This window comes from Nonomuraea sp. NPDC049624, from assembly GCF_040675255.1.
Classification (GTDB): Bacteria; Actinomycetota; Actinomycetes; order Streptosporangiales; family Streptosporangiaceae; genus Nonomuraea.
The window spans coordinates 99,834-123,406 of record NZ_JBFAOR010000009.1; the positions used below are offsets into that span (position 1 = coordinate 99,834).

The 23,573-nt window shown below is 74.3% G+C and carries 22 protein-coding genes and 1 pseudogene; 11 read left to right on the forward strand and 12 right to left on the reverse strand.

Annotation, left to right across the window (positions count from 1 at the left end; genetic code table 11):
* Nucleotide 1 precedes the first annotated feature (1 nt).
* A complete protein-coding gene (locus AB0J76_RS34350) occupies nt 2-640 on the reverse strand; it encodes a response regulator transcription factor (protein WP_352329471.1) in 639 nt (212 codons plus the stop codon).
* The gene (locus AB0J76_RS34355) at nt 618-1,499 is read right to left on the reverse strand and encodes a histidine kinase (RefSeq protein WP_352329472.1); all 882 of its coding nucleotides are present in this window, start codon (nt 1,497-1,499) and stop codon (nt 618-620) included. Before AB0J76_RS34355 ends, AB0J76_RS34350 begins: the two co-directional genes overlap by 23 nt.
* Before the next feature lie 330 nt (nt 1,500-1,829).
* On the opposite strand from AB0J76_RS34355, the gene AB0J76_RS34360 reads away from it, so the two are divergent.
* The 3 genes from AB0J76_RS34360 to AB0J76_RS34370 all read left to right on the forward strand — a co-directional run bounded on the left by AB0J76_RS34360 (nt 1,830) and on the right by AB0J76_RS34370 (nt 5,182).
* Nucleotides 1,830-2,981 carry an IS701 family transposase gene (locus tag AB0J76_RS34360; RefSeq protein ID WP_352329473.1) on the forward strand — a complete coding sequence of 384 codons (1,152 nt, stop codon included), beginning with the start codon at nt 1,830-1,832 and terminating at the stop codon, nt 2,979-2,981.
* Nucleotides 2,982-3,016: 35 nt separating this feature from the next.
* Nucleotides 3,017-4,129: a low temperature requirement protein A gene (locus AB0J76_RS34365; protein ID WP_352329475.1), complete on the forward strand. Its 1,113-nt coding sequence runs from the start codon at nt 3,017-3,019 to the stop codon at nt 4,127-4,129.
* Between the two features lie 90 nt (nt 4,130-4,219).
* Entirely contained in the window at nt 4,220-5,182 is a 963-nt protein-coding gene (locus AB0J76_RS34370) for a hypothetical protein (protein ID WP_352329477.1), read from the forward strand.
* A 112-nt stretch (nt 5,183-5,294) separates the two neighbouring features.
* Here AB0J76_RS34370 and AB0J76_RS34375 read toward each other — a convergent pair whose 3' ends face one another.
* The 3 genes and pseudogenes from AB0J76_RS34375 to AB0J76_RS34385 form a co-directional block, all read right to left on the reverse strand.
* Entirely contained in the window at nt 5,295-5,900 is a 606-nt protein-coding gene (locus tag AB0J76_RS34375; RefSeq protein ID WP_352329479.1) for a sensor histidine kinase, read from the reverse strand.
* Nucleotides 5,897-6,566, reverse strand: a pseudogene (locus AB0J76_RS34380) (response regulator transcription factor). Before AB0J76_RS34380 ends, AB0J76_RS34375 begins: the two are co-directional and overlap by 4 nt.
* A 90-nt stretch (nt 6,567-6,656) precedes the next feature.
* Complete coding sequence (locus AB0J76_RS34385; protein WP_352330298.1) at nt 6,657-7,187, reverse strand: hypothetical protein; 531 nt, start codon at nt 7,185-7,187, stop codon at nt 6,657-6,659.
* A 260-nt stretch (nt 7,188-7,447) separates the two neighbouring features.
* Here AB0J76_RS34385 and AB0J76_RS34390 point away from each other — a divergent pair, with 260 nt between their 5' ends.
* Nucleotides 7,448-8,323 (forward strand): diacylglycerol kinase family protein, encoded by an 876-nt coding sequence (locus AB0J76_RS34390; RefSeq protein ID WP_352330296.1) that lies wholly within the window; start codon nt 7,448-7,450, stop codon nt 8,321-8,323.
* A 4-nt stretch (nt 8,324-8,327) separates the two neighbouring features.
* Here AB0J76_RS34390 and atpB read toward each other — a convergent pair whose 3' ends face one another.
* The 5 genes from atpB to AB0J76_RS34415 form a co-directional block, all read right to left on the reverse strand.
* Nucleotides 8,328-9,104, reverse strand: coding sequence for a F0F1 ATP synthase subunit A (gene atpB / locus AB0J76_RS34395; RefSeq protein WP_352330294.1), 777 nt, complete (start codon nt 9,102-9,104; stop codon nt 8,328-8,330).
* A 73-nt stretch (nt 9,105-9,177) separates the two neighbouring features.
* Nucleotides 9,178-9,771, reverse strand: coding sequence for a response regulator transcription factor (locus AB0J76_RS34400; protein ID WP_352330292.1), 594 nt, complete (start codon nt 9,769-9,771; stop codon nt 9,178-9,180).
* Nucleotides 9,768-10,943 carry a sensor histidine kinase gene (locus AB0J76_RS34405; protein WP_364391844.1) on the reverse strand — a complete coding sequence of 392 codons (1,176 nt, stop codon included), beginning with the start codon at nt 10,941-10,943 and terminating at the stop codon, nt 9,768-9,770. Before AB0J76_RS34405 ends, AB0J76_RS34400 begins: the two co-directional genes overlap by 4 nt.
* A 140-nt stretch (nt 10,944-11,083) precedes the next feature.
* Complete coding sequence (locus tag AB0J76_RS34410; protein WP_352330168.1) at nt 11,084-12,316, reverse strand: MFS transporter; 1,233 nt, start codon at nt 12,314-12,316, stop codon at nt 11,084-11,086.
* A 238-nt stretch (nt 12,317-12,554) separates the two neighbouring features.
* Entirely contained in the window at nt 12,555-13,148 is a 594-nt protein-coding gene (locus tag AB0J76_RS34415) for a winged helix-turn-helix domain-containing protein (protein ID WP_352330169.1), read from the reverse strand.
* Nucleotides 13,149-13,294: 146 nt separating this feature from the next.
* Here AB0J76_RS34415 and AB0J76_RS34420 point away from each other — a divergent pair, with 146 nt between their 5' ends.
* From AB0J76_RS34420 to AB0J76_RS34450, 7 genes are all read left to right on the forward strand, one after another.
* A complete protein-coding gene (locus AB0J76_RS34420) occupies nt 13,295-13,717 on the forward strand; it encodes a nuclear transport factor 2 family protein (RefSeq protein ID WP_352330171.1) in 423 nt (140 codons plus the stop codon).
* A gap of 162 nt (nt 13,718-13,879) precedes the next feature.
* A complete protein-coding gene (locus tag AB0J76_RS34425; RefSeq protein ID WP_352330173.1) occupies nt 13,880-14,395 on the forward strand; it encodes a 2Fe-2S iron-sulfur cluster-binding protein in 516 nt (171 codons plus the stop codon).
* Nucleotides 14,392-15,387: a xanthine dehydrogenase family protein subunit M gene (locus AB0J76_RS34430; protein ID WP_352330175.1), complete on the forward strand. Its 996-nt coding sequence runs from the start codon at nt 14,392-14,394 to the stop codon at nt 15,385-15,387. Before AB0J76_RS34425 ends, AB0J76_RS34430 begins: the two co-directional genes overlap by 4 nt.
* A 124-nt stretch (nt 15,388-15,511) precedes the next feature.
* Nucleotides 15,512-16,483, forward strand: coding sequence for a prolyl aminopeptidase (gene pip, locus AB0J76_RS34435; protein ID WP_364392232.1), 972 nt, complete (start codon nt 15,512-15,514; stop codon nt 16,481-16,483).
* Between the two features lie 71 nt (nt 16,484-16,554).
* Complete coding sequence (locus AB0J76_RS34440; protein WP_352331192.1) at nt 16,555-17,265, forward strand: response regulator transcription factor; 711 nt, start codon at nt 16,555-16,557, stop codon at nt 17,263-17,265.
* A complete protein-coding gene (locus AB0J76_RS34445) occupies nt 17,262-18,440 on the forward strand; it encodes an ATP-binding protein (RefSeq protein ID WP_364391851.1) in 1,179 nt (392 codons plus the stop codon). The genes AB0J76_RS34440 and AB0J76_RS34445 overlap by 4 nt, the downstream gene beginning before the upstream one ends.
* Before the next feature lie 98 nt (nt 18,441-18,538).
* Nucleotides 18,539-19,045 carry a DUF2690 domain-containing protein gene (locus AB0J76_RS34450; RefSeq protein WP_352331520.1) on the forward strand — a complete coding sequence of 169 codons (507 nt, stop codon included), beginning with the start codon at nt 18,539-18,541 and terminating at the stop codon, nt 19,043-19,045.
* A gap of 49 nt (nt 19,046-19,094) precedes the next feature.
* Here the strand turns inward: AB0J76_RS34450 and AB0J76_RS34455 are convergent, their stop codons facing one another.
* Nucleotides 19,095-20,711, reverse strand: a complete 1,617-nt coding sequence (locus AB0J76_RS34455; protein WP_364391854.1) for a serine/threonine-protein kinase — start codon at nt 20,709-20,711, stop codon at nt 19,095-19,097.
* A gap of 71 nt (nt 20,712-20,782) precedes the next feature.
* The gene (locus tag AB0J76_RS34460) at nt 20,783-23,572 is read right to left on the reverse strand and encodes an FAD-binding and (Fe-S)-binding domain-containing protein (RefSeq protein WP_364391857.1); all 2,790 of its coding nucleotides are present in this window, start codon (nt 23,570-23,572) and stop codon (nt 20,783-20,785) included.
* Between the last annotated feature and the right edge of the window lies 1 nt (nt 23,573).

The window sequence follows — 23,573 nt, forward strand, 5'->3', positions numbered from 1 at the left end:
GTCAGGGCGTCAGCAGTGAGGCGGCCATGGCCTTGTTCACCGCGTCGAGGCGGGAGGTGGCGTCGAGCTTGGTGAAGATGTTGCGCAGGTGACGCTTGACCGTGCCTTCGGCGATCATCAGCCGGGTGGCGATCTGGGCGTTGCTGAGCCCCTGGGCGGCCAGGGACAGCACGCTCAGCTCCCGCTCGGACAGCTTGCCCGTGCGCGGCCGGCCGGACATCATCAGGCTCTCCCGCGACACCGACAGCACCACGCGCTCGGCGTCCGCGCAGACGCCGCGGATGGCCTGCACCAGTTCCTCCCGGCCGACGCTCTTGAGCAGGTAGCCGCGCACGCCCTGGGCGATGAGCTCCTGCACCAGCACCGGGTCGTCGTACATGCTCAGCACGATGACGCGGGACCGGGGCGAGACCCGGTGGATGTGGGTGGTGGTGCGCACGACGCCGTCGCCGGGCATCTCCACGTCGAGCACCACGACGTCCGGCCGCAGCGCCTCGGCCGACTTCACCGCCGCGCGCGCGTCCCCCGCGGTGGCGACGACACGAAGGTCGGGTTCGAGCTCCAGCGTCTGCTTGAGCGTCTCCCGCAGGATCGTGTGATCGTCGGCGATGAGGACGTCAATGCTGCCTTCTCTTTGCATCCGATGTTTCCTTCGGCCGCTCGTCCCGGACAGCCCGGACAGGGGCACGGAAGACGACCTCGGTGCCCTTCCCGGGGGTGCTCTCTATGGTCACCAGGCCGCCCAGAGCGACCCCGCGCTCACGCATGGAGGTCAGGCCGTTCCCATGTTTCGCGCGCCACCCCGAGAAACCCCGGCCATTGTCCCGCACAATTGCTGTGATCCGGTCGTGCACAATCTTGACGCACACTTCGAGCAGGTCGGCGCCCGCGTGGGAGATGCTGTTGGTAATGGCTTCGCGTAATATCAGGAATAACTCGTCCCGAATGCCCGGAGGCAGGCCCTCGACATCGCCGATAAGGGTGATTCGATGCTCCAGCCGGGGGTCCACAATGGTTGTCATGAGCCGCACGAGCGCTTGCTCCATTCCCGGCCAATGGGCGTGAACGCGCAGGTCGGATATGACGTCCCGGATTTCCTGGTGGGCTCGCAGCAGGGCGGCCTTCGCCTCCTTCACATGCACCGGGAAACCGTCCGTACCACGTGCGTGACCGATTTCGGCGAGCTCCAGCTGCCGGCTCGCCACGCTGATCTCGTGGCCCACCCGGTCGTGCAGGTCGCGGGAAATTCGCCGCCATTCCCGGGCGTCGCCGCGGTCGCCGTCCACCGGTCCGGCCAGGGCTCCTGAAGAACGGTCCGTACTGGCCTTGAGCCGGGCCACCATCAGGTCGAGGAGCTCCTCCGCCAACTCCGCGCACTCGCCCGGAGCGGCCCCGGAAGTTGATTCTTCAATTTCGCCGCACAGCTGTGCCAAGATCGCAGCCTTATGGGCCTCGATCCGCTCGGCTATCACAACCGTGGGCTGGATGTTGCACTGCACTGGTCATCCCCCGTAGTGTGTGTCGCCTTACTCAGTCACCGGCGCAGATCCCCGCATCATATGATCACATGATTCCGGCGGATGCAAGAGTGCACTCCAGACTCATCGGGCGGCAAGTCCATTACCCGCACACCTGACTGACGCCGCGTGTGATGTAATACCGGGTTATCCATGAGCACCCGGCAGCTGCCTCCGGGAGTACTCCCTTTAATACTCCCGGACAGCTCCGCTGCCACCTTGGTGTTACTCTCTTGTGCGAACCAAAACTTAACTGCGATCCTGACCGCGTTCGCCATTACGGATCTTCTCTAATGCAGGTGAGGGGCGGTCATGAGAGAACTCGCGGTGAACGAGCGGGAAGAGTTCGCAGAATTCTTCGGTACGATATTCGGTTCGCTGCCGCGCTCCGACCAGCGTAGCGCGGCGGAGTCGTACGTGCTGGGGCTGCTGCACGCGGGCGGGCGCAAGTCCATCCAGCGCATCGCCGACGAGGTGGGCGGCCCGCACAACGGCCAGTCGCTGCAGCAGTTCGTCAACCAGAGCCGCTGGGACCCGCGCCCGGTCCGCCGCACCGTCGCCGACGTGCTGGCGGCCGGCGCGCCCCCGGCCGCCTGGCTGGTGGAGGAGGTGGCCTTCGCCAAGCACGGCCGCTGGTCGGCGGGCGTCGAGCGCCAGTACGTGCGCGGCCTCGGCCGCACGGTCAACTGCCAGGTGGGCGCGGCCGTGCTGATGAGCTCCGGCGAGGCGGCCGTGCCGGTCAACTGGCGGCTGTGCCTGCCGCAGTCGTGGGAGGCCGACCACGACCGGCGGGCCCGCGCGCACGTGCCCGACCATGAGCGGCACCGGCCCTTCGGCGAGCACGTGATCGACCTGGTCGACGACCTGACGCTCGACTGGGGCACGCCCGTCGCGCCGCTGGTGGCCGACCTCACGCACGTCCGGGGCGTCGCCGACCTGCTGCGCGGCCTGGAGGACCGCGGCCTCGACTACGTCGTCGAGGTCGACGCCCGCCACCGGGTCCGGGCCTCGATGAGCGTGGTGCGCGGGGGCGGCCCGCGGGCCCGCGTCGCGCTGGCCGAGGCGGCGCAGGCCGCGGCCGGGATGGAGCGGCGCACGGTGGCCTGGTGGGAGGGGCCGCGGGGGCGGTCGCTGCGTTCGCAGTTCGTCCTCCTGCCGGTCTCCGACGACCAGGCGCGTTCGCGCAGGCTGCTGGTGGAGTGGCCGCTCGGCCGGCCGCGGCCGCGCGCGTTCTGGCTGACCAACATGTCCGTGCCGGCGCAGGAGCTGGTCGCGCTGGCCAAGTCCCGCTGGCGGGCCGCCCACGCCATCGGCGAGCTGGCCGGGGGCTTCGGGCTGTTCGACTACGAGGGCCGTTCCTTCCACGGCTGGCACCACCACGTCACGCTGGCCTCGGCCGCCTACGCCTTCGACGTGCGCTGGCGGCTGGCCGCCGGCGCCGAGCCCGCGCTGCTGCCCGCGTGAGCACCCGCACGACGTACGAGGAGTCACACCGCTCGATGAAGCCGAAAGCAGACAAGCAAGTCACCTGGGTCGAGCTCTTCTTCGACCTGGTCTTCGTGTTCGCCGTCACCCAGCTGTCCGACCTGCTCCACCACGGCCACGGCTGGGGCAGCGTGGGGCAGGCCGTCGTCGTGCTGGTGCCGACGTACTGGGCCTGGGTGGGCATGGCGGTGCACGCCAACACCCGCGACGTCAACAACACCCCCGACCGGCTGGGCATCCTGGCGCTCAGCCTGTGCGGCCTGTTCATGGCGCTGGCCACCCCCCTGGCCTACGAGGAGCGCGGGCTGATGTTCGGCGCCGCCTACTTCGCCCAGCGCTCGCTGCTGGCCGCCCTGTACTTCCGCGGCCGGCCGTTCGAGCTGGTCAACCCGTTCACGCTCTCGGTGTGCGTGACCGGGCCGCTGCTGCTGGCCGGGGGCCTGCTGGACAGCGGCGCCCGGGTGTGGGTCTGGGCCGCGGCCGCCGCCATCGACCTGGCCGCGCCGGTGCTGACCCGCAGCCACCTGGTGCGGGTCAACTTCCACCCCCATCACTTACCCGAGCGGTTCGGCCTGTTGCTGATCATCGCGATGGGCGAGCCGATCCTGGCCATCGGCGCGCAGGCGTCGTCGTCGCGCCCGCTCGCGGTGGGCTCGATCGGCGCGGTCGCCGCGACGTTCGTGCTGGCCTGCGCGCTGTGGTGGGTGTACTTCATCTTCGCCGCCGAGTCGCTGCCCAAGGCCCTGGACGAGGCCGTGATCCGCACCGACCTGATCCGGCGCGTCTTCTCCTACGGCCACCTGGCCTTCATCGGGTCGATCATGGCGATGGCGGTGGGCATGGCCGAGGTCGTCTCCCATCCGGGCCAGGTCTTCGCCGCCCCCGTGACCGCGCTGCTGTTCGGCGGCTGCGCCCTGTACTTCGCGACGTTCTGCTACGCCCGCTGGCACATCTTCGGCAAGTGGTCGGGGCCGCAGCTCGCCATGCCGGTGGCCATCCTGGCGATCATCCCGATCTCGCTGCAGGCGCCGGCGCTGCTGTCCGTGGCCTGCCTGGTGCTCGTGGTGATGACGTTCAACTTCCTGGAACATTCGCGGGCCAGATCCGAGTCCGACGCCTTGACTTAGCGCGCGCTCTAACCGGCAAGGTGAGGGCGGCGGCGCCGGTCGTGCGGGCCGCCTCCAGGACATGAACCGGGTGGACAACTGAGGAGCGTCATGAAGAATCCCGCTGTTCGAGTCGCGGTCGCCTACCTGGTGTCCGCGGTCGTCGGCGCAGTGATCATCGGTTCGTTCGTCGGAGCGCTGCACCACCCGGTTCCGCACGGGGTGCCGCTCGCCGTGGTGGGCCCCGACGCCGCCCGGCTGGAGCAGGCCGCGGGCGGGGCCGTGGACGTCCGCCCGTACGCCGACGCGGCCGGCGCGCGGGCGGCGGTGCTCCGGCGTGAGGTCGAGGCCGCCTACCTGGCGGGCGAGGGCCGGCTGCTGGTGGCCGGCGCGGGCGGTGACACGGCGGCCCCGCACTTCACCGCCCTGATGCAGCGCGCCGCCGGACGGCAGCTCGCCGTCGAGGACGTGCGCCCGCTGGCCGAGGGCGACTCCTCCGGCGTGTCCGGCATGTTCTACGTGCTGGGCCTGCTGCTGACGGCGCTGGCGACGACCGTGCTGACCATGCGCATGCAGCCGATGATGCACCGGGGGCTGCGCCTCGCGGTGCTCGCGCTCGGCGCGGTGACCGGCGGTCTGGCGCTCACCTGGGTCGTCGACGGCCTGCTCGGCGCGCTCACCGGCGCGCCGCTCGGGCTGCTGGCCGTCTCCGCCGCGGTGATCTTCCTGGTGTCGGTGGCGGTGAACGGGCTGATGCGCCGCTTCGGGCCGCGCGGCGTGATCGCGGCGGCCGTGCTGTTCATCCCGATCGGCCTGCCGGCCAGCGGCGGCCCGTTCGGCGCCGCGTTCATCGAGCCCTGGTACGCGGCGCTCGGCTACGTGCTGCCCACCCGGTCGGCGCTCGAACTGGTGCGCAGCGTGGTCTACTTCGACGGCGCCGCCGTGGCCGTCCCGCTGACGGTGCTCGGGCTGTGGGCGGTGCTCGGCCTGGTGCTGATGGCGCTGCCGCCGCGCCCGATGCCCCGGCCCGCCGCGCCCGCCGCGCCGTCGGTGCCCGTCGCCGGGGCTCACTGAACACCGGACCGGCCATCGGCCCCTGGACCGGCCCCACGGGCCGGCCCTCTGGACCGGCGCGGCCGCGGGTGCGGGGGTCCGCGCCCGTGGTCGCGCCCTCATCGCTGGCGGGTCAGGTGGCCGGGGGCAGCGCGAGGACCAGCCGTACGCCGGGTCGCAGCGGCTCGGCGCGCACCGATCCGGCGTGCGCCTCGGCGATCTGGCGGACGATGGCCAGGCCGAGCCCCGAACCCGGCAGGGAACGGGCCGACTCGGCGCGGTAGAACCGGTCGAACACGAACGGCAGGTCGTGGGCCGCAATGCCCTCGTGCACCAGGGCCGGGGCCTGCGGGTCGGCCGTGCCGCGCCCCTCCTCCAGCAGCTCCAGGTTCGTGGTGAGGCTGGTCAGCGGCGTGCGCAGCTCGTGGGAGGCGTCGGCGACCAGACGCCGCTGGGCGAGCACCGATTCGCGCAGCGCGTGCGTCATCGTGGTGAACGAGCCGGCCAGGCGGGCCAGCAGCGTGTTGCCCACTGGGAGGGGCGTGGCCGGCAGCGGCGAGTCGGCGGTCTTCAGCGATTCCAGCAGCCGCGGCGCCTGCCCGGCGGCCCGCACCAGCTCCCCGTCGTGCTGGCCGGCCAGCCCCGCCGCGGCCGCCGGGTAGACCACCAGCGAGACCGCCAGCAGCGCGGCGGCCACCACGGCGGCGACCGTCAGCGCGACCCTGGTACGCAGCCTCACGGCTCCTCCCGCAGCACGTAGCCCAGGCCGCGGACGGTCTGGATCAGCCGCGGCTCTCCCCCGGCCTCCAGCTTGGCCCGCAGGTAGCTGATGTAGACCCACAACGCGTTGGACGACGGCCCGAAGTCGTACCCCCAGACCGAGTCGAAGATGACCTCGCGGCTGAGCACCCGGCCCGGGTTGCGCAGGAACACCTTCAGCAGGGTGTACTCGGTCCTGGTCAGGTCGAGCGGCCGGCCGCCGCGGCTGGCCCGGCAGGCGGCCGGGTCCAGCTCCAGGTCGGCGTGGCGGAGCAGCCCCTGCGCGGGCGCGCTGCGGCGCAGCAGCGCGCAGCCTGGCCCGCAGCTCCTCCAGCGCGAACGGCTTGACCAGGTAGTCGTCGGCGCCCGCGTCCAGGCCCGCGACCCGGTCGCCGACCAGGTCGCGGGCGGTGAGCATCAGGATCGGGGTGCGGTCGCCCGCGGCCCGCAGGCGGCGGCACACCTCCAGGCCGTCCAGGCCGGGCATCATGATGTCCAGCACCACCGCGTCCTGACGTCCGCCGCCGGCCGCCTCCAGGGCGCGCAGGCCGTCGGCGGCGACGCTGACGTCGTAGCCCTCGCGGGTGAGCGCGTGGGTCAGGGAGCGGCGGACCGCCTCGTCGTCGTCGGCAACAAGGACGTGCATGGTGCCACTCTCCCCTCCGCACCCCCGGCTGAGGAAGATCGGTGCCGGTCTCTATGCGGGCTCGGTGCCGGCCAGTGCGCGTTCAGATCTCTATGCGGGCTCGGTGCCGGCCAGTGCGCGTTTGACGTTCCGCAGCGCCTGCTCCAGGCGGTCCGGCGTGACGCCGAGATGTCCGGCCACCGCGCCGAATCCGGCCGAGTCCGGGTCCACGCGGCCCTTCTCCGTCAGGGCGTCCAGTTCCTTGACGGCGCGCAGGGCGCGGTCGTACCCGACGCCCAGCTCGGCCGCGAGCGCCTTGGCGAACGCCTCCCGGGAGAGGCCGTGGTCCTTCTTGTCCGGTTCACCGGGCTTTCCGCGCTGGTCCGTCTTCTCTGGGCCGCAGCCGGGCCCGCCGTCGCGCGGCTTCCCGCCGCCGGGGTCCTTCCGCACGTCGGTCCGCACGTCGGTCCGTACGCCGGCCTTGCCGTCGGCGCCCGCGTGGTCCTTGGCCACGTCGGCGGGCGAGCAGGTCGAGGAGACCTGGGCGCACGGGCCGGCCGCCGCGGCCGGCACCGCCCCGGAGGCGGCCAGCGTCAGGGCCGCCGCCGCCCCGAGGGCCAGCGCGGTCTTTCGTGGGTTCATGTCGGTTGCCCTTCTGGCGGCCGGTCCCCAGTGGCCCGGCCCGCTGCGGCCACTCAACCGCGGCCACCTTCACCCCACCGTCGGGGAACCTTAGGAACGCCATAGAAGCCGTCGGGCACTTCCAGGTACGCCGGAGAAGCGCGCCGCCGCGTCCCGCGCGCCCGCGCCGCCGCCCCGGGAACGGGTTCCGACGGCGGGGCATTGTGGCAGGCGCCCGGGGAAGAGACCGATCCGCCCAGCGGAAGGGAAGGCGAGGACCCGTGAGACTTCTGGTGATCTGCAACCGGCAGGCCGGCGGCGTCGGCGACGACAGCACGCGGGAGGTGCTGCGGCTGCTGCGGGCGGAGGCCGACGTGCGGGTCTGCGACGGCGACGCGCGGGAGGCCGCGCGGTCGCACGACGACCGGGTCCCGGTGGTGCTGGGCGGCGACGGGAGCGTGCACGCGCTGGTCGCCGCGCTGCTGGAGCACGGCCGTCTGGACGCCGGCCCGGTCGGGCTGATCCCCATGGGCACCGGCAACGACCTGGCCCGCACGCTGGGCATCCCGCTCGACCCGGCCGAGGCGGCCCGCGTCGTGCTGGCGGGGCACGAGCGGCCCGTGGACCTGCTGATCGACGACGACGGCGGCATCGTGGTCAACGCCGCGCACCTCGGCGTGGGCGCGCACGCCGCCGAGCGGGCCGCGCCGCTGAAGCCGCTGCTCAGCCGGGCCGCGTACGCGGTGGGCGCGGTGCTGGCGGGCGCGGGGACGGGCGGATGGCGGCTGCGGATCAGGGTGGACGGCGCCCAGGTGTGCACCGGCCGCCGCCGGGTGCTGATGGCCGGCGTCGGGAACGGCGCCACGATCGGCGGCGGCACGCCGCTGGCCCCCGCGGCCCGGCCCGACGACGGGCTGGCCGAGGTGGTGGTCTCCTACGCCACCGGACCGCTGGCGCGGCTGGCCTTCGCCACCGGGCTGCGCCGCGGCCGGCACCCCGCCCGCCCCGACGTGCAGACCTTCCGGGGCAGGCGGATCACCGTGGCGGGCGGGCCCGTCCCGGCCAGCGTGGACGGCGAGCTGGAGCAGGTGGCGGAGCGGCGTACCTGGATCGTGCGGCCGGCCGCCTGGCGGGTTCTGGCGCCGCCCGCGTCCTGACCGGTCAGTGCTCCGGGTGCAGGGACTGGCCCAGGTACATGGCGGTGAGCATGGTGAACAGGTACGCCTGCAGGAACATGACGAAGATCTCGAACGCGGTCAGCACGCACGTCATGAACACGCCCAGCACGCCCACCGCCACGCCGCCCACGGTCGGCCGCTCCACCAGGAACCAGTAGCCGACCGCGCTGAAGAAGGCCAGCAGCGTGTGCCCGGCGAACATGTTCGCGAACAGCCGCACGGCATGGGTGAACGGCGCGGTGACGAAGATGTAGAACAGTTCGAGCGGCGCGTACAGGGTGATGGCGAGGGCCTTGGGCAGTCCCTCGGGGAACATCGCGTTCCTGAGGTAGCCGGCCAGGCCCTGGTGCCTGAAGCCGAGGTAGAGCTTGAGCAGGTAGACCACCCCGGCCAGCACCCAGGGGAAGGCGACGTGGGCGGTGACCGGGAACTGGAGCAGCGGGATCACGCCCATCACGTTCCAGAGCAGGATCAGCAGGAAGAGCGTGAGCAGCAGCGGCATCCAGCGGTCGGCGTCGGCGCCCAGCGACGGGCGGGCGATCTGGTCGCGGACGAACAGGTAGGCGTACTCGCCCGCGTTCTGCAGGCCGCGCGGCACCAGCCTGGGCCGGGAGAAGGCGCCCCAGGCCAGCGCGCACACCACGAGCACGCCGGCGGCGGCCAGCAGCACCGGCTTGGTGAGCCAGAGCGGCGCGCCGTCCCACAGGGCGGGGTAGTCGAACAACTCCGGTCCGGGCGGGCGGAAGTCGTCGGAGGGCATGGCGAAGCTCCTCTTGAGGGGGTGGAAGTTGCGGGTGGTGCGGGGCTGCGTGGGGTCGCGGGATGGGCGGGGGTCAGAGCCAGCCGCGGGTCTCGGCCGCGCGGACGGCCTCGGCGCGGTTGCGCGCCCCCGTCTTGGTGATGGCCGAGGACAGGTAGTTGCGTACGGTGCCCTCGGTCAGGAACAGGGTGCGGGCGATGTCGGCGACGGTCGCGCCGCCGGAGGCGGTCCGCAGCACCTCGGCCTCGCGCTGGGTGAGCGGGCTCGGCCCGACGGTCAGGGCGGACACCGCCAGCTTGGGGTCGATCACCGTCTCGCCGGCCATCACCCGCCGCACGGCCGCGGTCAGCTCGGCCACCGGCGCGTCCTTGACCACGAACCCGGACACGCCCGCGTCGAGGGCGCGGCTGAGGTAGCCGGGCCGGCCGAACGTGGTGACGATGACCACCCGGTGGCCGCGCAGACGTTCGGCGACCTCCAGGCCCGACATTCCGGGCATCTCGATGTCGAGCAGGACCACGTCGGGGCGGTGCTCGGCCACCGCGGGCTCGACCAGGTCGCCCCGGCCGACCTCGGCCACCACCTCGATGCCGTCCTCCAGGGCGAGCAGCGCGGCCAGGCCGCCCCGGACGAGGTCCTGGTCGTCGGCGATGAGGACGCGGATCATGGCAGCTCCAGAGGCACTCGGGCGTGCAGCCGGTAGCCGCCGCCGGGCAGCGGACCGGCCTCCAGACGTCCACCGGCGGCGGCGATCCGCTCGGCCAGCCCGGTCAGCCCGTTGCCTCCGACTCCTGCGGAATCCGCGGCTGCTTCGGCTCCGGGGGTGGGGGCGTCTTCGGCGGATCCGGGGCCGGGGCCGTCGTCGCGGATCTCGACGGTGGCGGTGCGGGCGTCGACGGCGAGGTCGATGCGGCAGTGGCGGGCGCGGCTGTGGCGTACGACGTTCGTGGCGGCCTCCCGTACGGTCCAGGCCAGCAGCGTCTCGGCGGCGGCCGGGACGGGCCCGCCGGCGGGCGAGACCGCCAGCCGGATCCCCGCCAGGTCCAGGCTGTGGGCCGCCGTGCGCAGCTCGCCCGACAACGAGGGGGCGCGGTAGCCGGCGACGGCGTGACGCACCTCGTCGAGCGCCTGGCGGGCGGCGCGTTCCACGTCGGCCATCTCGCGGGCGGCCCGTTCCGGGTCGGTGCGGGCCAGCCGGGCGGCGAGCTGGCTCCTGATGGTGATCGAGGTGAGCGTGTGGCCGAGCGTGTCGTGCAGGTCGCGGGCGAAGCGCAGCCGTTCGTTGTCCACGGCGAGCCGGGCGACGTGGGCGCGGGCGGCGTCGAGCCGGGCGACCATCTCGCCCAGGTGCTTCAGGCTGCCCACCGTCACCGCCTCGACCAGGATCACCAGCGGCACCCACCAGACCTGCTCGAACGGCCGCCCGTACGCCGTCAGCGCGGCCACCACCACGACCGTCGTCACCGCCGCCGACACGACGAAGGCGACCCGCGAAAGGCAGGCCGACAGGGCGCTGACCACGAACACGAAGCCGACGTAGGCCCATGGCGCCCGCAACACCGGCAGCAGCGCCAGCGCGGCGGCCACCAGCCCCACCGGCGTCCAGGTCAGGGCCGCCGCGCCCAGGGCGCTGAGCGCCCGCCACATGATCCGCAGCCAGCACGCCGCGAAGACCGCGACCGCCGCGACCACCCACACCAGGGCGAGCACGCCGGGACGCGTGGCGAAGAACGACCACAGCGGCCAGCCCACCAGCAGCAGCCACACGCACGACCCGGCGCGCGCCGCCGTCCGGCCCCGGCCGAACTCCACCTCCCGCACCGCCGCGTCACCCGTCACAGGGCCCGACGGTAACGCCCGGCGGCCGGCGCGGCGACCGCCAGGGGGCGCCGTCCATGAGTCTCAGCATGGGACCAGCCTGCCGGGAGTGGTGCCGCCGGGTGTAGTGCCGACCGTCAGAGACGCCTCCATGACAAACGTCATGGCGGATTCGGCTGGGGAACGGCGCGCCGGAGGTGCGGGTGAGGTGTGCGGTTCGTCAGCACGAGCACGCCCGCGCCGACGAGCCCCGCCGCGTGCAGGCACAACGCGGGCACGACGCCGACGACCTCGCCGAGCACCCCGGCGGCCGCCATGCCGAGCAGCGAGGTGACGGCCTGGGCGCTCGCGAGCAGCCCGATCAGGCCGCCCCGGCGCTCGTCAGTGGTGGCCGTCTGGGCCAGCGTCGCGAACCCGGCCGTCGCCACGGCCGCCGGCAGCCCGGCCAGCGCGATGAGCACGAGGGCCGGCCACAACGCGTCTACAACGAGGGGGTAGGCGAACAGCGCCAGGTCGAGCAGGCCGAAGGCGACCGTGCCCCAGCCGAGAAGCGCCCGTGGCGCGGGGTCGCGCCGGTGCAGGGCCACGGCCAGCGCGCCGGCCAGCCCGCCGACCGCCTGCACCGACAGGAACAGCCCGTAGGCGTCGCCCCGGCCGCCCAGCACGTCGGCCACGAAGGGGGCGGCGAGCGTGGCGAAGATCCCCTCGCCCAACCCCGTGATCACCATGTACACGACCAGCAACCGGATGCCGGGGTTCCCCATCGCCAACCGCACCCCGGAGGCCCACTGGACGCGGACGGACGGCGCCCGCGCCACCACCGGCGACCTGGCCGGGACGCGCAGGGTCGCCTGCAGGACCGCGGAGATCATGAAGCTGGCCACGTCGAGCAGGACGATCGCGGGCAGACCGCCCGCCGTGACGGCGACGCCGCCCAGCATCGCCCCCAGCAGCCGGGCGAGCTGGCCGCTCTGGCCGTGCAGGGCGTTGGCCCGCACCAACCTGGACGCGGGCACGAGCTGCGGGACGAGCGCCCGTTGCGCCGGGGCGAGCAGGGTGCCGAGCACGCCGGTCCACAGGGCGACGGCGTAGACGATCCAGACCTGGTCGGGGCCGCGTACCGCCAGCAGGGGCAGCAACCCGAGCCCGAGCAGCACGTCGGTGCCGACCAGCAACCGGCGGCGGTCCCAGCGGTCGGCCAGCACCCCGGCCACGGACCCGAGCAGGACGGCGGGCAGCCGGGAGACCAGCAGCATGATCGCGGTGGACAGGGTGGAGCCGGTCAGGCGGTAGACGTGGAACGCCAGCCCGGTGCTGATCACCCAGTCGCCCGTCTGGGACACGACGGACGCGACCAGCAACCGCCCGAACCCCCGCCCGTCGCCCGGCGACACCCACCCGCCACCGCCCCGCACCGGCCACCACCGCATCCCGGCCCGCCGCGCCGGCCACCACCGCAGGCCACCGTCCCGCGCCGGCCACCGACGAGCCACCCCCTCCCGGTCCGGCGGCTCCTCCACCGTCCGCCCACCAGCCCGGCCAGTCTCCGCGGCTGTCCGCCCACCGGCCCGGCCAGTCCCCGCGGCCACCCGCCCACCGGCCTGGCCGGGCCCCGCGGCCGGGGGGCGTCGCTCAGTCACCGGAGGCCGTCGGGGCGAGCGGGATGACCATCTGCGTCACCAGCACCGGCCGGGCCCCTTCGGGGCGGGCCGCCGCGTCGTCCACACGGGCCATCAGCGGCCGCAGCAGGTCGGCGACGGCCTCGCCGAGCGCCGTGATCTCCTGCGGCGTGACGTAGAGGTAGGAGTTGCCGATGCCGCCGACGCCCCGCCAGGGCTCCTCCTCGCCGCGCCGCGCCTCCTGCCACTCCACCAGCCGCGACAACGCCCGCTCGGCCAGGACCTGCTCCAGCAGGCTGCGGGCGGCCGACCGCTCGGCCCCGGCCACGTCGTCGTCCCACACCTGGACGCTCGCGGTCACCTTCCAGGGCCGCTCCCGCTCGTCGCGCGCCTCGGCCTGCTCCACCAGGCCGTATTTGGCCAGCTGCCGCAGGTGGTAGGAGGCCAGCGCCTGGCTGATCCCGACCTCGCGGGCGGCGTCGGCGGCGGTGGTCGCCCCCGACCGCAACAGCAGCTCGTGCAGCGCCAGCCGGACCGGATGGGCGAACGCCCGCATCGCGGCCGGATCGTCGAGCACCAGCCGCCGCCCCGCGGATTCCAAAGACATGCTTGGAATGTTCGGCCACCGGCACCCGCGATGTCAAGGATTCCTTTGGAATGCCGCCGGACTGGCGCCGGGATACCGCCGGGATACCGCCGGCGGTTACCTCCGGGGTAATCGACGGCGTTCAGGCGGGCCGGAAGACTGGGCGCATGGAGAGGGACACGCGGGGCATCGTGCAGGAGTTGTTGCGGCGGATCGGCGAGGGCGATCCGGAGCGGGTGGCGGAGTTGTTCGCCGAGCCGGTCGACTGGCGGCTCAGCTGGCCCGTCGAGGGGCATCCGGCGGTGCCGTGGATCCGGCCCCGGTCCGGGCGGGCCGAGGTGGCCGAGCACTACCGTTCGCTGGGGGCGCATCACGTGCCGGAGCTGAACGGCACCACGGTGCGGCAGATCCTGGTCGACGGGCCGGACGCCGTGGTGCTGGGGCAGATCGTGCAGACCGTGCGGGCGACCGGCGTCTCCTACACCACGCCGTTCGCGCTGCACCTGACCGTCGAGGACGGGCTGATCACGCGCAACCACATCTACGAGGACAGCCTGACGGTCGCGGCGGCCATGACCGCCACAGGATGAGCCCGCAGGAAGGGCGCGCGGCCGACGGCGGGATCCTCGCCCGATGATCCGCATTCGGCAATGCCCGCCACCGTTTTGCCCCTCGACCGGCGCACGGACCGCGCCGCCCCGCCCGGCCCGGGTTACGGTGATCGCCACAGCCCGTACGGCCGGAGGGATGGGATGGACGGCCGCGCCCCGCTCCCCCTGCGCGTCAACGGCCGGCCGCACGAGCCGCCGGCGGACCCGCGCGTGTCCCTGCTCGACTTCCTGCGCGACCACCTCCGGCTGACCGGCACGAAGAAGGGCTGCGACCAGGGGGCCTGCGGCACCTGCACCGTCCTGGCCGACGGCCTGCGGGTCTACGCGTGCCTGCTGCTGGCCGTCCAGTGCGAGGGGATGGAGATCGTCACCGTCGAGGGGCTGGCGGACGACGAGGTGGGGGCGCGGGTGCAGGAGGCGTTCGTCCGGTACGACGCCCTGCAGTGCGGATACTGCACGCCCGGCCAGGTCTGCTCGGTCACCGGCCTGCTGGCCGAGCTGCGGGACGGCGTGCCCAGCGCGACGACGCCCGACCTGACCGCTCCCCCGCGCGAGCTGACCGACGCCGAGCTCGGCGAACGCATGGCGGGCAATCTGTGCCGGTGCGGGGCGTACCACCACATCGCCGCCGCCGTCCGGGAGGTCGCCGCGAGGTGAGGGAGTTCGCCTACCTGCGGGCGTCCAGTGTGGCGGAGGCCGTCGCCATGATGGCCGCGACGCCGCCGGACGGCGGCCCGGCCCGCTACCTGGCCGGCGGGACGAACCTCGTCGACCTGATGCGGGAGGAGGTCGAGCGGCCGGGCCGGGTGGTGGACATCTCGCGCCTGCCGCTGTCGGCCGTCGAGGACCTGCCCGGCGGCGGGCTGCGGCTCGGCGCGCTGGCCGGCAACACCGAGGTCGCAGCCGACCCGCGGGTGCGGCGGCGCTATCCGGTGCTCGCCCGCGCCATCCTGGCGGGCGCCTCGCCGCAGCTGCGCAACCGCGCGACCGTGGGCGGCAACCTGCTGCAGCGTACGCGCTGCCGCTACTTCTACGACACCGCCGCCGCCTGCAACAAGCGGGTGCCCGGCGCGGGGTGCGACGCGCTGGAGGGGTTCAACCGCGCGCACGCCGTCCTGGGGGCGAGCCCGAGCTGCGTCGCCGTCCACCCCTCGGACCTGTGCGTGGCCCTGGCCGCCCTCGACGCGACCGTCAACCTGACGGGGACGCGGGGGTCGCGCAGCGTGCCGTTCACCGGCTTCCACGTCCTGCCCGGCCGGACGCCGCAGGTGGAGACCGTGTTGCGGGACGGCGAACTGGTCACGAGCGTGGACCTGCCGCCCGCCCCGCCGGGGCGCGGGGCGTACGCGAAGGTCAGGGACCGGGCCGGGTTCGCCTTCGCGCTGGTGAGCACGGCCGTGCTGCTGCACGTCGAGGACGGCCGGATCGTGTTCGCGCGGGTCGCGCTCGGCGGGGTGGCGCACAAGCCGTGGCGCGCCCACGCCGCCGAGGACCTGCTGACCGGCGCCGTCCCGGACGCGTCCGCCTTCGCGCGGGCCGCCGGCGTGGCGCTGGCCGAGTCCCGCCCGCTGCGGCACAACGCCTTCAAGCCGGTCCTGGCCGCCCGGCTGCTGCGCCGCACGCTCACCGAACTCGCGCGCCCGCCATGAAACGCCCCCACCCGTGCGAACCGCCCGCACTCGCGTGACCGCCCGCACTTGTGTGACCGCCCGCACTTGTGTGAATCGCCCGCGCGCCGGGCGGCCGGGGCAGGTAGGTCTGGTAGCCATGACGCTGATGACGTTCTACCCGCCCGTCGAGCCCTACGAGAGCGGCCTGCTCGACGTCGGCGACGGCCAGGAGATCTACTGGGAGACCTGCGGCGACCCCGGCGGCAAGCCGGTCGTGCTCCTCCACGGCGGCCCCGGCGGCGGGCTGCTGCCGGTGCAGCGCCGGTTCTTCGACCCCGGCGCCTACCGGATCGTCCTGTTCGACCAGCGCAACTGCGGGCGCAGCCGTCCGCACGCCGCCGACCCCGGGGTGTCGCTGGCCGCCAACACCACCTGGCACCTGGTCGCGGACATGGAGCTGCTCAGGCAGCGGCTCGGGATCGACCGCTGGCAGGTGTTCGGCGGTTCGTGGGGCGCGACCCTGGCCCTGGCGTACGCGCGCCGCCACCCGAGCCGGGTGACCGAGCTGGTGCTGCGCGGCGTCTACCTGGCGAGCGCAGCCGACGAGGCGTGGGCGTTCACCGGTTCAGGGGCGGCCCGGCTGTTCCCGGCGGAGTGGGCGGCCTTCCGCGACGCGATCGCGCCGGCCGAGCGGGACGACCTGCTCGGCGCCTACCACCGCCGCCTGTTCGACCCGGACCCGGAGGTGCACCTGCCGGCGGCGCGGGCATGGGCGGCGTGGGAGCTGGCGGCCAACACGCTGCTGCCCGCGCCTCCCCCTCCGCTGACGGACCGGGAGGTGCTGGGCTTCGCCCGGATCGAGGCGCACTACTTCACCCGGCGCTGCTTCCTGCGGGAGGGCGAGCTGCTCGACGTGGCGGCGATCAGGGACGTACCCTGCGTCATCGTCAACGGCCGCTACGACATGAAGACGCCGCCCGACGCCGCCTGGGAGCTGCACCGCGCCTGGCCCGAGGCCGAGCTGCGGATCGTCGAGGACGCCGGCCACGGCGGCGCCGAACCCGGCACGCTGCACGAGCTCGTCAGGGCCACCGACGGCTACCGTCCGAAGGCCCGTGCACCACAGGATTCATGATCTACAATACGAATTTGTAGTGGTTTTGCGGGACTTGCTGGTCTTGCACACTTCTGCTCACCGTTGTTGACATGTCACCTCGTTCGCAGCCCGCCGCGGAGCAAGACGTGATCCGGATCGCCGTGATCGACGACCACGAGCTGATCCGCCATGGGCTGGAGTACCTCCTGCACCGGCACGAGGACCTGCAGGTGGTGCTGCGGGGCTCGTCCGTCGGGGACCTGCGCGGCTTCGACGCCGGGTACGACGTGCTGATCCTCGACCTCTACCTGGCCGAGGACCGGCCGTGCCTGGCCGCGGTCAAGGAGCTGTCGGCCGTCACGCGGGTCCTCATCGTGTCGGCCTCCGGACGGCCCGCCGACGTGCTGGCGGCGATCCGCTGCGGCGCCAACGGGTACGTCACCAAGGACGCCCCCTCCGAGCTCATCGTCGCCGCCGTGCGCACGGTCGCCGCGGGCGGCTTCTACCTGTCGGCGGGCCTGGCCGACATCCTGCAGAGCGAGCTGGACGAGAACACCCGCCCGCCCGCCGGGGCCGACGGCTCGGAGGAAGGCGGGGACGGCGGCGGCGACGCCCGGCCCCGGCTGTCGGCCCGCGAGGAGGAGACCCTGTCCTACATCGCCCAGGGCTTCACCCACGCCCAGGTGGGCCGCCGGATGGGCGTCAGCAAGGCCACGGTGGACACCTACGTCGAGCGCATCAGGGCCAAGCTGCAGGTCGGCAACAAGGCCGAGCTCACGCGCGCGGCGCTCAACCGGCTCGAACGCCGCGACCGGCCGTGAGCCGCCCGCCGCGCCCGCCCGGGACGGCGGTCGCCGGCATGGAGCGCAGCCGGGCCCTCACCATGGTGGTCGTCCGGGTGGGCGCGCTGATGTTGTGCGGGTCGCTGGAGGTGCTGGGCGACGGGCGGTGGCTGACGCTCGGGCCGCTGCCGTACCTGCTGGGGGCGATGGGCGCGGTCAGCCTGCTGGTGTGCGTGGTCACGGCGGCCCGCGCCGCGCTCGCGCCGCGCGCGCTGCTCTGCGCGGACCTCGGCCTGGTGACGGCGGCGGTGCTGGCCGCCGGTCACTACGCCGGCTCGCGGGTGACCGACGGCTGGCCGGGCACGGTCCTGCCGTACGTGCTGCTCGTCGGCATCATGGCCGGCATCTCCTTCCGCACGTTCCCCGTCGTGCTGGCGTGGACGGCGGCGCTGGGCGGCGCGCTGGTCCTCGGGTACGTGCAGGCGGACCTGCCGTGGTGGGCCGGGTTGCCGCACGTCGCCGGGCTGACGACGAACGCCACGATGGCCGCGTACGTCATGCGCATCCTGTTCAGGACCGCCGGCGACCTGGACCGGGCCAGGGCGGAGGAGCTGCGCCGCTCGGCGCAGCTGTCGCAGGAGCGCGAGCGCGGCAGGACGGCCCGCGTGCTGCACGACCGGATCCTGCAGACCATGGAGGCGCTGACCCGCGACGGCTGGATCGCCGACGACTCGGTCAGGGCGCGGGTGGCGGAGGAGTCGCAGTGGCTGCGCGCGTTCCTGCGCGGCGACGACGGCGATCCGGCCGAGGACGTCGTGGCCGCCCTGGAGGAGGTCGTGCGGCAGGCGGTCGGCAGCGGGCTGCGGGTGGAGTTCAACGCGGGCCGGCTGCGTTCGGCGCCGGAACGCGAGGGCATGCCGGCTGAGGTCGTCGAGGCGCTGAGCGGCATCCTGCGCGAGGCGCTGACGAACGTGCGCAAGCACGCGGGCGTGCGGCACGCCGTGGTGCGGGCCGAATGCCGGTCCGGGACGCTGGCGCTGAGCGTGCTCGACCACGGCAGCGGCTTCGACCCGGACGCGCCCACGACCGGCCTCGGCATCGCCCGTTCCATCCGGGAGAGCGCCCGCGCGGTGGGCGGCAGCGCCGACGTCGAGGCCGCTCCCGGCGAGGGCACGCTGGTGTCGGTGCGCATCCCGCTGCCGTCGGGCGAATGACGTCCCGCCAACGCACCACAGGCCGCATGACAGATCCGGGCGGGCCGGCCGGTCCACAATCGTGCCGACGAACCCGATCTCTCCCTGGAGGTGGCGGCATGCGATCACACCGGACGGCGGCCGTGCTGGCGGCGGCGGCCCTGGCCCTGTTCCCGGTCACGGCGGCGGCAGCGGACGACGGCCCCGCGAACGGCCGTCCGGCCGCCCGGAGCTGCTCCGGCACGGCCTGCGACGGCAAGGATCCGGCGCTGACGGGCTGCACGACGGGCTCCTCCACCGTGGCGTCCAGGTGGGTCCGGGCCTTCGGCGGCTACCTCGAACTGCGGTACGGCCCCGGCAAGGACGGCACCTGCCAGGTCAACTGGGCCAGGTTCACCAAGCGGGGGCAGGGCGCGGACTACAACGTGTGGGTGGAGCGCAGGCCGGTCGGCCGCTCGGCCGGCTACGACGACAAGAGCCTCACCCAGTATTCGGGCGGCGACGAGGGCACCGGGGTCATCTACTCCGACCAGGTCTACGCGCCCGAGGTCCCGGCGCGGGCCTGCGTCGAGCCCGCCCGCGGCCGCCGCGCCGCCGGCTCGCCCGTCTGCACGGACCCCGTCTGACCCGGCTCGCGCGCCTCCCGCCGGTGGGGGGCGGGAGGCGCGCCGTGGATCAGCCGAAGCCGTCGGGGCACAGGAAGCTCTTGATCGACGCGGGCGCGCTCGCCACCAGCGCCGGGCGGCCCTCCAGGGAGCAGAAGTTGCTGCCGATGTTCGCGTCGAGGAACCGGGAGGCGTTCCGCCGGGCGATCAGGTCGATGGCGCCGACGCTCGGGGAGGACAGCTCGGCGGCGACCCAGGAGCCGACGCAGCGCTTGCGCGCGACCACGGCGTCCTGCGGGAGGCTGCCGCCGTTCAGCGCGGCGGCCTCGCGCAGGATCGAGCCCGAGGAGGCGCACGGGAACGTGCGGGGCCTGCTCTTGGTGGGCGTCTGCTCGGGCGTCTCCTCCGGCGTCTCCTCGGAGGTGTCGGTCTCGGTCGGGGTGTCTTCCGGGGTGTGGCTCTCCTCGGGGGTCTCGCTCTCCTGCGGGGTGTCCGTCGGGTCCGGGCCCGCGGAGGTGGCGGGCGGGCCGGTGGCGGAGGAGGTGGGTCCGTCGTCCGGGGACGGCAGCGCCTGCGGCGTGCCGGCCGCGTTGAGCGCGAACGCCGCGCCGACCCCCACGACGGCGACGACCGCGACCACGGCGGCCGCCACCGGCCACGACCGCGCCCGCCCCCCGGACGAAGGCGGCCTCAGCGGTCCTCCCCCGCCGGACGAAGGAGGCCTCAGCGGTCCTTCCCCGCCGGACGAAGGCGGCTTCATCGGTCCTTCCCCGCCGGACGGGGGCGGCGGGGTCAGGGGCAGGGTGCCGGGCGGAGGCGGCGGGGGTGTCAGGGGAAGCGTGCCGGACGGGGGCCGCGGCAGGAGGAGCGTGCCCGACCGGAGCGCGCCGAGCAGCTCCGCCGACCCCGGACGCGCCGCCCTGTCCTTGGCGAGCGCCGCCCGGACCAGGTCGCGCACGTCCTCGGGCACCCCGGACAGGTCGGGATCGACGCTCATGACCCGGTAGGCGAGCACGTCGGGCGCCCCCATGCCGAACGGCGGCCGCCCGGTCGCGGCGTAGACCATCAGCGCGCCCCAGGCGAAGACGTCGGCGGCGGCGTCGGCCTGGTCGCCCCGGTACTGCTCGGGGCTGATCCAGCCGGGCGAGCCGATGAGCGCGCCGGTGCCGGTCAGGCCGCTCTCGTCGAGGGCGCGGGCGATCCCGAAGTCGAGCACCTTCGCCCCGGACCCGGCCAGGATCACGTTGCCCGGCTTGAGGTCGCGGTGGACGATCCCGGCCCCGTGGATGTCGGTGAGCGCCTCGGCGATGTCCGCCCCGAACGCCACCAGGTCGTCCGGCGGCAGCGGCCCGTGGTCGCGTACGTGCTCGGTCAGCGTGGGGCCGGGCACGAACTCGGTGGCCAGCCACGGCGGCGAGGCGGCGGTGTCGGCGGACAGGACCGCGACCGTGCACCGCCCGCGCACCCGCGACAACACCTCGACCTCGCGCACGAACCGGTCGTGGAAGTGCGGGTCGGCGGCCAGCCCCGGATGGATGACCTTGACCGCGACCCGCCCGCCGTCGGGCGCGACCCCGGCGTAGACCACGCCCATGCCGCCCGCGCCCATGCGGCCCACGATCCGGTAGGGACCGATGCGCTCGCGTTCGTCCATCTCCAGGGGGCCGAAGCCGCCGGGGTCGCTCATCGTGCTCCCGATCGCCGGATCTTCGCAACAGCGACGATCTTATTGACACATCGGTGTAAAGCGCGCCCCCCTCAGGCGGTTGCCTCGTCGAGGAGCTCCAGGAGATGCCGGTAGGTCTGACCGGTGGCGCGGGTCAGGCCCAGCTCGCAGGTGCGGTTGACCGAGGCGTGCGCCGCGCAGCCCGCCTCGGCCACGGAGGCGGCCTCGGCGCGGGTGGCCGAGGCGGTCAGCTCGGGGTGCAGCAGGCCGCGGTCGCCGGCGAAGCCGCAGCACTGCCATCCGTCCGGGATCACGACCCGCTCGGCGACCGCCTCGGCGACGCGGGCGACGGCGGCGTCCAGGCCGAGCCGGGTGGAGGAGCAGGTCGGGTGGAGCGCCAGCGACGGCAGGCGGCGCGCCCGCGGCAGGCGGGGCAGGACGTGCTCGGCGGTGAAGGCGACCGCGTCGACCACCTGGAGGCCGGGCACCAGGTGGGCGTAGCCCTCGGTGCAGGAGGCCGCGTCGCTCACCACGGGCAGCCGGCCGCCGTCGGTGGCCCGCGCGAGCACGTCACGGACGCGCTCGCCCATGGCCTCGTGGCCGCCGGCGAAGCCCTTGGACGACCACGGGGTGCCGCAGCACAGGCTCGCGATCTTCTCCGGGACGTGCAGCCTCAGCCCGGCGCGGGCGGCCAGGCGCTGGAAGGCGGTCATCACGCCGGGACCGCCGTCCGCGGGGGCGAACAGCGTGTTCAGGCAGGACGGCAGGTAGACGGCGTCGGCGTCGTCCGCCGGGGACGGGCGCCGCCTGGCGCCGCCGCGCGGCAGGTCGCGGCTCCACCGCGGGACGTCGTCGGCCCCGGCCAGGGCGCGGGCGGCGCGCGAGGCGGCCTCGGGGAGCGCGGGCGGGACCGCGGCGGCGGTGTCGAGGGCCAGGTTCATCGCGCGGGTGACGCCGTCCCAGTGGCGGGCGGCGCTCGTCCAGGCGCGCTCGGCGGCGCGGCCGTGGCGCTCGGCGCGCAGGCGTTTGGTCAGGTCGCCGGTGTTGATGAGGACGGGGCAGGCGGTGGCGCACATGCCGTCCACGGCGCAGGTGTCCACGGCGTCGTAGGCGTAGGCGTCCGCCAGCTCGCGGGCCAGGGCGTGGTCGCCGGCCGCCTGGGCCGCGGCCAGCTCGCGGCGCAGCACGATGCGCTGGCGCGGCGTGGTGGTCAGGTCGCGGCTGGGGCAGACGGGCTCGCAGTAGCCGCACTCGACGCAGCGGTCGACCTCGGGCTCGACGGTGACGACGGTCTTGAGGTCGCGCAGGTGGGCCTCGGGGTCGTCGGTGAGGACGACGCCGGGGTTGAGCGTCCCGGCCGGGTCGCACAGGCGTTTGACCTCGCGCATCACCTCGTACAGCTCGTCGCCGTACTGGCGGCGCACGAACGGGGCCATGACGCGGCCGGTGCCGTGCTCGGCCTTCAGCGTGCCGCCCCTGGCCAGGACGGCCTCCACCATGTCCTCGGTGAACTGGGCGTAGCGGTCGAGCTCGGTGGCGAACCGCTCGTTGAGCATGAAGTGCAGGTTGCCGTCCTTGGCGTGGCCGAAGACGACGCTGCGCTCGTAGCGGTGCTCGGCGAACAGCCGGGTCAGGTCGTCGCACAGGTCGGCCAGCGCGGGCACGGGGACGGCGACGTCCTCCAGCAGGGCGGTGGTGCCGCTGGGGCGGGCGCCGGCGACGGTGGCGTACAGGCCCTTGCGGATGTGCCACAGCGCGGCCCGGCCGCCGGCCTCCCTGCTCAGCCGGGCGGGGGCGGCCAGGCGCAGCCCGGCGAAGACGCGCTCGGCGGCCCGCTCCCGCTCGGTGAGCACTTCGGCGTCGGACTCCTGCCATTCGACCAGCAGCGCGGCGTGCTCGTCGACGGCCATCGCGCGCAGCGTCTCGTCGGCCTTCGGGTCGGTCTGGGCGACGCGCAGGGACTCGGCGTCCAGCAGCTCGACGGCGGCGGGACCGGCCGCGACCAGCTCCGGGACCGTGGCCATCGCCTCGCGCAGCGTCGGGAAGACGAGCAGGCCGGTGGCGGCCAGGCGGTGGGCGGGGACGGTGCGGAAGACGGCCTCGGCGACGAAGCCGAGGGTGCCCTCGCTGCCGATGACCAGGTGCGCGAGGATCTGCGCCGGGCCGTCGTGGTCGAGGAAGCTGTTGAGGCCGTAGCCCATGGTGTTCTTCAGCGAGAACTGGTCCTGGACGCGCCGCACCGAGCCGGGGTTGCCGCGGACGCGGTCGCGCAGCCGTTCCAGGCCGGCCGCGAGGTCGGGTTCCAGGGCGCGCAGCCGCTCGTCGGCGTCGGGGGCGCCGGTGTCGAGGACGGTGCCGCTCGGCAGCACCAGCGTCATCGACTCCAGCGTCCGGTAGGTGTTGGCGTGCGTGCCGCAGGTCATGCCGCTGGAGTTGTTGGCCACGACGCCGCCGATCGTGCAGGCCGACTCGCTGGCCGGGTCGGGGCCGAGCTTGCGCCCGTAGGGGGCCAGGCGGGCGTTGACCTGCCGCAGCACCGCGCCGGGCTGGACCCGTACCCGGGCGCCGTCGTCGAGCACCTCGATCGAGCGGAAGTGCCGGCGGGTGTCCACGAGCAGGTGCTCGCTGACGCCCTGGCCGCTGAGGCTGGTGCCGCCGGAGCGGAAGGTCAGCGGCAGGCCGGTGCGCAGCAGCGCGGCGACCTGGCCGGCGCTCTCGGCCACCAGCACGGCCTGCGGGGTCAGCAGGTAGTGGGAGGCGTCGTGGGCCATGCCGAGCCGGTCGCTGGCGCGGGCGCGGGTGATCCCCGGGACGGCCGTCTCGACCGCCGCCAGGACGGCGGCGTCCGGCGCGTTCAGCCGTCGCGGTTCACGGTGGGTCATG

Coding starts and splice junctions, on each gene's coding strand:
- AB0J76_RS34350 (WP_352329471.1), bottom strand. CDS start 640: ATGCAAAGAGAAGGCAGCATTGACGTCCTCATCGCCGACGATCACACG.
- AB0J76_RS34360 (WP_352329473.1), top strand. CDS start 1,830: ATGAGAGAACTCGCGGTGAACGAGCGGGAAGAGTTCGCAGAATTCTTC.
- AB0J76_RS34365 (WP_352329475.1), top strand. CDS start 3,017: ATGAAGCCGAAAGCAGACAAGCAAGTCACCTGGGTCGAGCTCTTCTTC.
- AB0J76_RS34370 (WP_352329477.1), top strand. CDS start 4,220: ATGAAGAATCCCGCTGTTCGAGTCGCGGTCGCCTACCTGGTGTCCGCG.
- AB0J76_RS34385 (WP_352330298.1), bottom strand. CDS start 7,187: ATGAACCCACGAAAGACCGCGCTGGCCCTCGGGGCGGCGGCGGCCCTG.
- atpB (WP_352330294.1), bottom strand. CDS start 9,104: ATGCCCTCCGACGACTTCCGCCCGCCCGGACCGGAGTTGTTCGACTAC.
- AB0J76_RS34400 (WP_352330292.1), bottom strand. CDS start 9,771: ATGATCCGCGTCCTCATCGCCGACGACCAGGACCTCGTCCGGGGCGGC.
- AB0J76_RS34415 (WP_352330169.1), bottom strand. CDS start 13,148: ATGTCTTTGGAATCCGCGGGGCGGCGGCTGGTGCTCGACGATCCGGCC.
- AB0J76_RS34420 (WP_352330171.1), top strand. CDS start 13,295: ATGGAGAGGGACACGCGGGGCATCGTGCAGGAGTTGTTGCGGCGGATC.
- AB0J76_RS34425 (WP_352330173.1), top strand. CDS start 13,880: ATGGACGGCCGCGCCCCGCTCCCCCTGCGCGTCAACGGCCGGCCGCAC.
- AB0J76_RS34440 (WP_352331192.1), top strand. CDS start 16,555: ATGTCACCTCGTTCGCAGCCCGCCGCGGAGCAAGACGTGATCCGGATC.
- AB0J76_RS34450 (WP_352331520.1), top strand. CDS start 18,539: ATGCGATCACACCGGACGGCGGCCGTGCTGGCGGCGGCGGCCCTGGCC.
- AB0J76_RS34455 (WP_364391854.1), bottom strand. CDS start 20,711: ATGAGCGACCCCGGCGGCTTCGGCCCCCTGGAGATGGACGAACGCGAG.
- AB0J76_RS34460 (WP_364391857.1), bottom strand. CDS start 23,572: ATGACCCACCGTGAACCGCGACGGCTGAACGCGCCGGACGCCGCCGTC.